Below are 5,490 nucleotides of genomic sequence, written 5' to 3' on the forward strand. Positions count from 1 at the left end.
AACTTCTCGCCGGTGATCGGGCAGGTATCGGGATGGTAGGACATCGAGGCGAGCGCGCGGCTGAACGCTTCCCGCTCCGCCTCCATCTCCGCGACGCGCGTCTTCAGCCGGTGGTTCTCCTGGTCCATCTCAGCGGCGCCCCGGCTCATGCCTTCCAGTTCTTCGGCTTGCGAGGCGACGCGCGCGGACAGGGCGTCGAGAGCGTCGGCGGCGCGGTCGCAGGCGTCGGCTGCGGTTCCGGAGTAGCGGACTGGCGCAGCGTCCAGAAGTGTCCGCATATCGCGCAGGCGCGCGCTCAGCGGGGCGGTGTCGGTGGTCATGGGGTCAGTCCTTCGGGGAGGGGCGCTCGTAGACCGGAAGGCCCTTCGCCTTGCACAGGTGCCAGAGCATCGTGTGGATTTCGTCCAGCATTTCTCTGGTTGCGAAATTGTGGGCGTAGTCGATTTGTTCGGACGTCAGCTTCAGGCTGTCATACCCTTCCCGGTGCTGGCCGAGTTGAATGCCGACGCGCTCGTGCCAACTCCAGAGGCCGCAGTCTTCGATCTGCATCACTTCGCCTCCCCTGCGGAGGGGGCGGAGGGGAGGGCGTCATCGGCCTCATCGTCATCGTCGCCGATCTCGGCCTTCCACGCGGCGTAGGCGTCGGCGTTGCACTTCGGGCAGGGGTGGAAGAAGTCGCCTTCGTCGAAGCCTTCGGTGAAAACGTCGATGTCGATCATGTGCCCGTTGCGGCAGACGATGCTGTTCGGCTCGTCGGCGTAGCTCATGGTGAACTCGCAGCCCGACGTCTGCGGCTCCGGAACGCGGTCGGTCCAGCCGTCGGCGTCGTCGGCGTATTCCGCCATGGCGTCGTCGATGGTCAGGGCCTCTCGTCCGTCGCTCACCCACAGGTCATTGTTCCAGGTGAGTTCGGCCAAGGTGAGTTCGGCGGCGGGGTAGATGGCCGTGCACTCGCGAAGGAACTCCAGCGCACCGTCGTGGCTCTGTTTCGGGATCTTCGTGACCGGCACACTCCCCGGCTCCCGGATGATGATCCAGCGCTTCTTGATGGTGTCGTCGGAGTCCTGCCCCTGTGCCGTGGGGGCGGCGGAGAGGGTAAGCAAAGCGCGCAGGTCCCCAATGGTCAGAGGAGACGGGTCGTCGTTTTCCTCGCCGACCTCGACGTCGGCATAGATGAGCCTGTCGTCTGGGATATCGTCACCATCCACCAAGAATTGGCGGACATGCTCCAGGGCGGTCGCCACGTCCGCCGCAGTTGCCGGGGCGGCGACCGCGTCCTCACGCGTCCGGTGACCGCAAATTGCCAGGGCGTCCAACTGCGCATCTGACAGGTAGGCAGGGGAGGGGGGCGGGGCGGCCTCCTGCACGGAGGAGCGGCGGTTCCAGGCGGCCACCACGTCGCTTTCGTATTCGTCGTGCAACTCAATGCCGCAGTGGTCGCATCGGACGGTGTATCCACGCACGTAGCCGTCGCTCTCGCGTTCAGCCAGCAGGACGACGCGGCTGCCTTCGTCGGCCTTCGGGCCGCAGAACGGGCACGGCAGCAGTTCGGTCTTGTCACTCATGGGTGCCCCCCTCAAAAGCAGGCGTCGCATGTGCAGTGCGGCTCGGGCCGCTGCCCGTCGCGATGGACATTGCGGCACAGGCTCGATGGCCTGTGTGGCGGGTGGAAAGTGATGCCGGCGGCGCGCAGCTCGTCGCAGTGCTGGCATTCGCCAGGAGGGGCCTTGTCGCGGTCGATGGGATCAATGCTCATGGTGTCGGTCTCCTTGCGCTCTGCGCTCAGCGCGGCGCGGGGGTGGGGTGGGGCCGGTCGTGTCTGGTCCGACCGGCGCGCTTGGCGGCGTTGATCTGGTTGTCGTTCATGGCGATCAGCTTCCCGGCGGGCGTGCGCTCAGCCGTGGCTCTCGGGGAGGCCAGTTGCGAGACGCCCGACACGTCTCGGGCTCGTTCCAGCAGCGCCCGGCGGGTCTGCGGGCCGATTTCGCCCGCCGTGAATAGCGCCTCAATTTCCCCGGCCCGCTTCTGGTAGGCGGTCAGCCCGCGCGATCCCTGGGCCATCGGTCAGCCCTCCGCCCGGGCCGGCATGGTGCCGGGGAAGTCGTCATCGTTGGCGGCGGTGCCGGCGGGGTTCTCCGCGGCCTCGACCATGGCCTGCAGCTCGGGCCGGCGCGGGGTCGCCAGAACGCGCTTGCTGGTCTCGGTGCCGGGAGCCGCTTCCTTGCCCGGCCCGTTCCACCAAGCGGTGAAGGCGTCCCGACCCTGGCGCGCGGCGGCGGCTGCCTCTTCGAAGACCTGGGCGGCGAGGTCCGGACCGGCCCCGGCGGAAGGCTGGCCGTGGATCTCGCCCCTTGCCCACGCCGCCAGCTTGGCGCCGTGCTCCTCGGACAGCTGGTCGCCGTCGCGGAACATGCCGCGGTGGATGCCCTCCATCTTGTAGGAGGTCGGGTCGCTCAGATCGATGATGCCGCGGCGGTCGGACGCCAGCCGGAACGAGACGGTCACCTCGAAGAGGAAGCCCGGCGCAGTGGCGGCCTTGAACTTCTCCTTCTTCGTGTCGGGGTCCAGCGTCATCTCCCCACGGATGCTGAAGATGATGGGGATGCGCCGAGCCAACAGGCTGTTGACCATCAGCTTGTGCGCCATCTTCGGCTTGATGCTGGCCGCCATCTTGTTGGCGTTGCGGGCGCGGTCTTCATCGAAGTTCCAGCCCTTCTCGCGGGCCTTGGCTTCGGCACGGCGGACGGCCCGCTCCAACTCGCTGTCCATCTGATCGAGGACGCCGCCGACGCCGCGCCACTCCATGCTGAAGCTGTCGATCAGCAGGGCGTCGTAGCCGGCCACTTCCGCGGCCTCGGCCACCTCGGCGTACTGCGCCGGGTGGTGCGGCGGGTCCATCAGCAGGATGTCGAAGTCGAAGTCCCGCTTCAGGTGGAGCAGGCGCCCGCCTTCGGTGTCCGCGGCGGCGATGCGGCCCTTCGGGCCGGCGATGCCGCGGGCGAGGCGGAGCGCGCTGAAGCTCTTGCCGGAATTCGTACCGCCGACCAGGGCGACGAACAGGCCGTGGCGGTCGTTGAAGCTGGAGGCCGGGAGAAACTTGATCGTCATCGGTCAGGCTCCGAAGGGGGCTTGCGCGTCGATCGCGCGCTGTATCTCGTTGGAGTTGGCGGGCTTGCGGGAGCGGCGTTCCTGCGCGGCGAACTGCCGGGCGTACTTGCGCTCCTCGTGCTGGGCAGCGGCCCAGGCCGGCGGTCCGACGAGCTGCACCGTGTCCGTGTAGGCGGGCCATTCGTCGGCCGCGCTGCACTCGGCGAACAGGTCGATGGCATCCCGCACGTCCTCGTCCGCCATGGACAGCAGGCCGGGCGTCGGCTCCAAGATCGAGACGCAGTGCGGCGGCTTGGTGGCCTGCACCACCCACAGCCAGCGGGCGCGCTGCCCGGTCAGCAGCTCATGACCGGTCAGGTAAAGCCGGGCCTGCAGGTGGTGGCCAACGTCCCAGATGCGGCGCTCAAAGGCGGATGGCTTGGCGCTCTCGCTGGTCTTGTAGTCCACGATCAGGCGGTCGCCGTCCTGAACCCAATCGAGGCGGTTCTTGATCAGCACCCCGGTCTTGGGATCGCGCCAGAGGTGGGTCCGCTCCGCCGCTCCGCCGCGCATCAGGCCGGGCGGCAACTCCGCCTCCAGCGCCGTGCGCATCGCCTCGATCTTCGGCAGGTGCTTCTCCAGCAGCGGCGTCTTGCCGGCGGCCTTCGCTTCGGCGCGGGCCTCTTTGGCGGCCTTGGTGCGGTAGGCGTCGGCCTCGATGATGACCAGGCGCTCTTCCCGCAGGTGCGGTTCCAGCCAGACCAGATGGGCGACGGTCCCGACATCGAACTTGGTGTCGTCGGTCTCCTCCGCCTCCGGGTTCATGTGCTCGTGCCAGAAGACGGCGGGGCACTCGTTGACCAGCGTCTTGATGCCGCTGGCGCTCAGCGCCGGGAGGCTGTGGTAGGTCTCCGCCGGGATTCCTGTGTAAACCCCTGGCTCCAGCTTCGAAAAATCGGGCATTGCTTCCTACCTCTTTGGAATATAGGGTTTGCTCAACCAATGGGGGCGGTGATGGCGGTGACCGCGCTATATCTGGAAGTTGTCCGGGCTCTTGATGCCCGTCGGCGAGCGCTCGGCTGGTCTATGGCGGAACTGGACGACCGGGCCGGGACGAACGACGGCTATTTCGCGAAAGCCTTGCACGCCGACACGCCTTCCGGGCGTCAAGCCGGGTGGGAAATCCTTGACTTGTTCTCCCAGGCGCTGTTCCCAGCCGGAACCCGTGTCGCGATCGCACCCGCCTTCCGCGGCCTGAAGCTTCCCGCGCCGGCCAACCAGAACGGCCCTGCCGAACAGCTCCCCCTCGACCTGGACATCGCCGGCCCGTACTGCTCCCTGCGGAGCTGGTACCGCCGGCGCCGACCGCCGCGGGTTTACAGGGCTGGGGGAGGGCGCCGCCGGGCGTAGCATCAGGACTTGGGCCGGCGGCACGCGGCGGAGACGGCGGCGCGCATGCCGGGCTTGATGCGGCGCTTCTGCTTGGCGCTCGCCTCGGCGAAGCGCTTGGCCGCGCCCTCGATGTTGTGGACGGCCACCGTCGCCGGATCGCAGACGAGCACCTTGGCGCCCGCGTCGATGGCCTGCCGGGCGGCTTCGGCCAGCTCCAACGCGGAGGCGCGATGGCCTGCCGGGCGGTGCTTGAGGAGGTCGGTCATCTGGTCCATCACGCAACCTTCCCGGCGGCCTGGGCCGCGTCGTTGGCCGCGGTCGGGAGGGCGAGCACTGGGACGGCCCGCTGCCGGAGCCACAGCCCGAGCTGCCCGCAGCACCGGCTGTGCTTGTGCCGCTGGTGGGCCAGCTCCTTCCGGGCGGCATGCTCGGACCAGTCGCAGCCCTCGAACCGGACGGCGGGCGCCTCGGGGTGGTTGCGCAGCCACCGCAGCACGCCGCACAGGTTCTGCGCCGTGGTCCGGTGCCGTGCGGCCCGCTCGCGCCACCTCTGCACCATCTCCGCCGGGCTGAACGGCGGCTGGTAGGCGGCAGCCCGCTCCAACGCCTTCGCCCGGCCCGACGTGTGGGCGTGGTCGTCCATCAGCTCCAGATCGTCCACGGTCATGGGGGAGTGCAGCACCGCGCCCTGGATCAGGTGGGCGTGGGCCGCCTCGATGGTGCCGACGACCCGGCCACCAAGCCGGATCGTCAGGATGGTGCTGTTCGGCACCGGCGCGAGTTCGGGCACCATGGTGGTCACCGCGTTCCGGTGGCGGGGATATGGAGCACGCCGCCGTCGTTCGCGGCGGTGATGACCGGAGGGGAGGAGGCGAGCGGCGTCAGGCTGGTGACGGAAACCGTCAGGGACTTGAGGTCGCTGCCGGAGACGATCACCACCGCGCCTTCGATCTGGCTGGCCGGTCCGGCGTTCACGAGGATCATGTCGCCGATGCGCAGCAGATCGAAGGC

General features: G+C 68.7%; 11 protein-coding genes. 1 reads left to right on the plus strand and 10 read right to left on the minus strand.

All coding sequences use genetic code 11. From position 1 onward, the window contains the following. The 7 genes from ACFPMG_RS15470 to ACFPMG_RS15500 all read right to left on the minus strand — a co-directional run. The coding region (locus tag ACFPMG_RS15470; protein WP_376995989.1) for a hypothetical protein at nt 1–320 on the minus strand (320 nt) is incomplete at its 3' end. Between the two features lie 4 nt (nt 321–324). Next, nucleotides 325–549, minus strand: coding sequence for a hypothetical protein (locus tag ACFPMG_RS15475; RefSeq protein WP_376995990.1), 225 nt, complete (start codon nt 547–549; stop codon nt 325–327). Beyond that, entirely contained in the window at nt 549–1,565 is a 1,017-nt protein-coding gene (locus ACFPMG_RS15480) for a Lar family restriction alleviation protein (protein WP_376995992.1), read from the minus strand. Before ACFPMG_RS15480 ends, ACFPMG_RS15475 begins: the two co-directional genes overlap by 1 nt. A gap of 11 nt (nt 1,566–1,576) precedes the next feature. Then, on the minus strand, nt 1,577–1,756 hold the full coding sequence (locus tag ACFPMG_RS15485) for a hypothetical protein (RefSeq protein ID WP_376995993.1): 180 nt from the start codon (nt 1,754–1,756) through the stop codon (nt 1,577–1,579). A 26-nt stretch (nt 1,757–1,782) separates the two neighbouring features. After that, complete coding sequence (locus ACFPMG_RS15490) at nt 1,783–2,061, minus strand: hypothetical protein (RefSeq protein WP_376995994.1); 279 nt, start codon at nt 2,059–2,061, stop codon at nt 1,783–1,785. Between the two features lie 3 nt (nt 2,062–2,064). Then, nucleotides 2,065–3,108, minus strand: a complete 1,044-nt coding sequence (locus tag ACFPMG_RS15495; protein ID WP_376995995.1) for a DEAD/DEAH box helicase family protein — start codon at nt 3,106–3,108, stop codon at nt 2,065–2,067. 3 nt (nt 3,109–3,111) lie between these two features. Beyond that, nucleotides 3,112–4,050 carry a PD-(D/E)XK nuclease-like domain-containing protein gene (locus ACFPMG_RS15500; protein WP_376995996.1) on the minus strand — a complete coding sequence of 313 codons (939 nt, stop codon included), beginning with the start codon at nt 4,048–4,050 and terminating at the stop codon, nt 3,112–3,114. A gap of 51 nt (nt 4,051–4,101) precedes the next feature. Between ACFPMG_RS15500 and ACFPMG_RS15505 the strand changes: the two genes are divergently transcribed. Further along, nucleotides 4,102–4,497 carry a hypothetical protein gene (locus tag ACFPMG_RS15505; protein ID WP_376995997.1) on the plus strand — a complete coding sequence of 132 codons (396 nt, stop codon included), beginning with the start codon at nt 4,102–4,104 and terminating at the stop codon, nt 4,495–4,497. A 2-nt stretch (nt 4,498–4,499) separates the two neighbouring features. Here the strand turns inward: ACFPMG_RS15505 and ACFPMG_RS15510 are convergent, their stop codons facing one another. The 3 genes from ACFPMG_RS15510 to ACFPMG_RS15520 all read right to left on the minus strand — a co-directional run. Further along, a complete protein-coding gene (locus ACFPMG_RS15510; RefSeq protein ID WP_376995998.1) occupies nt 4,500–4,754 on the minus strand; it encodes a hypothetical protein in 255 nt (84 codons plus the stop codon). Continuing rightward, nucleotides 4,754–5,272, minus strand: a complete 519-nt coding sequence (locus tag ACFPMG_RS15515) for a hypothetical protein (protein ID WP_376995999.1) — start codon at nt 5,270–5,272, stop codon at nt 4,754–4,756. Before ACFPMG_RS15515 ends, ACFPMG_RS15510 begins: the two co-directional genes overlap by 1 nt. A 5-nt stretch (nt 5,273–5,277) precedes the next feature. Beyond that, nucleotides 5,278–5,490, minus strand: a 213-nt coding sequence (locus ACFPMG_RS15520) for a hypothetical protein (protein WP_376996000.1), incomplete at its 5' end; no start/stop codon positions are given.

Source organism: Azospirillum himalayense (genome assembly GCF_042657465.1).
GTDB lineage: Bacteria > Pseudomonadota > Alphaproteobacteria > Azospirillales > Azospirillaceae > Azospirillum > Azospirillum himalayense.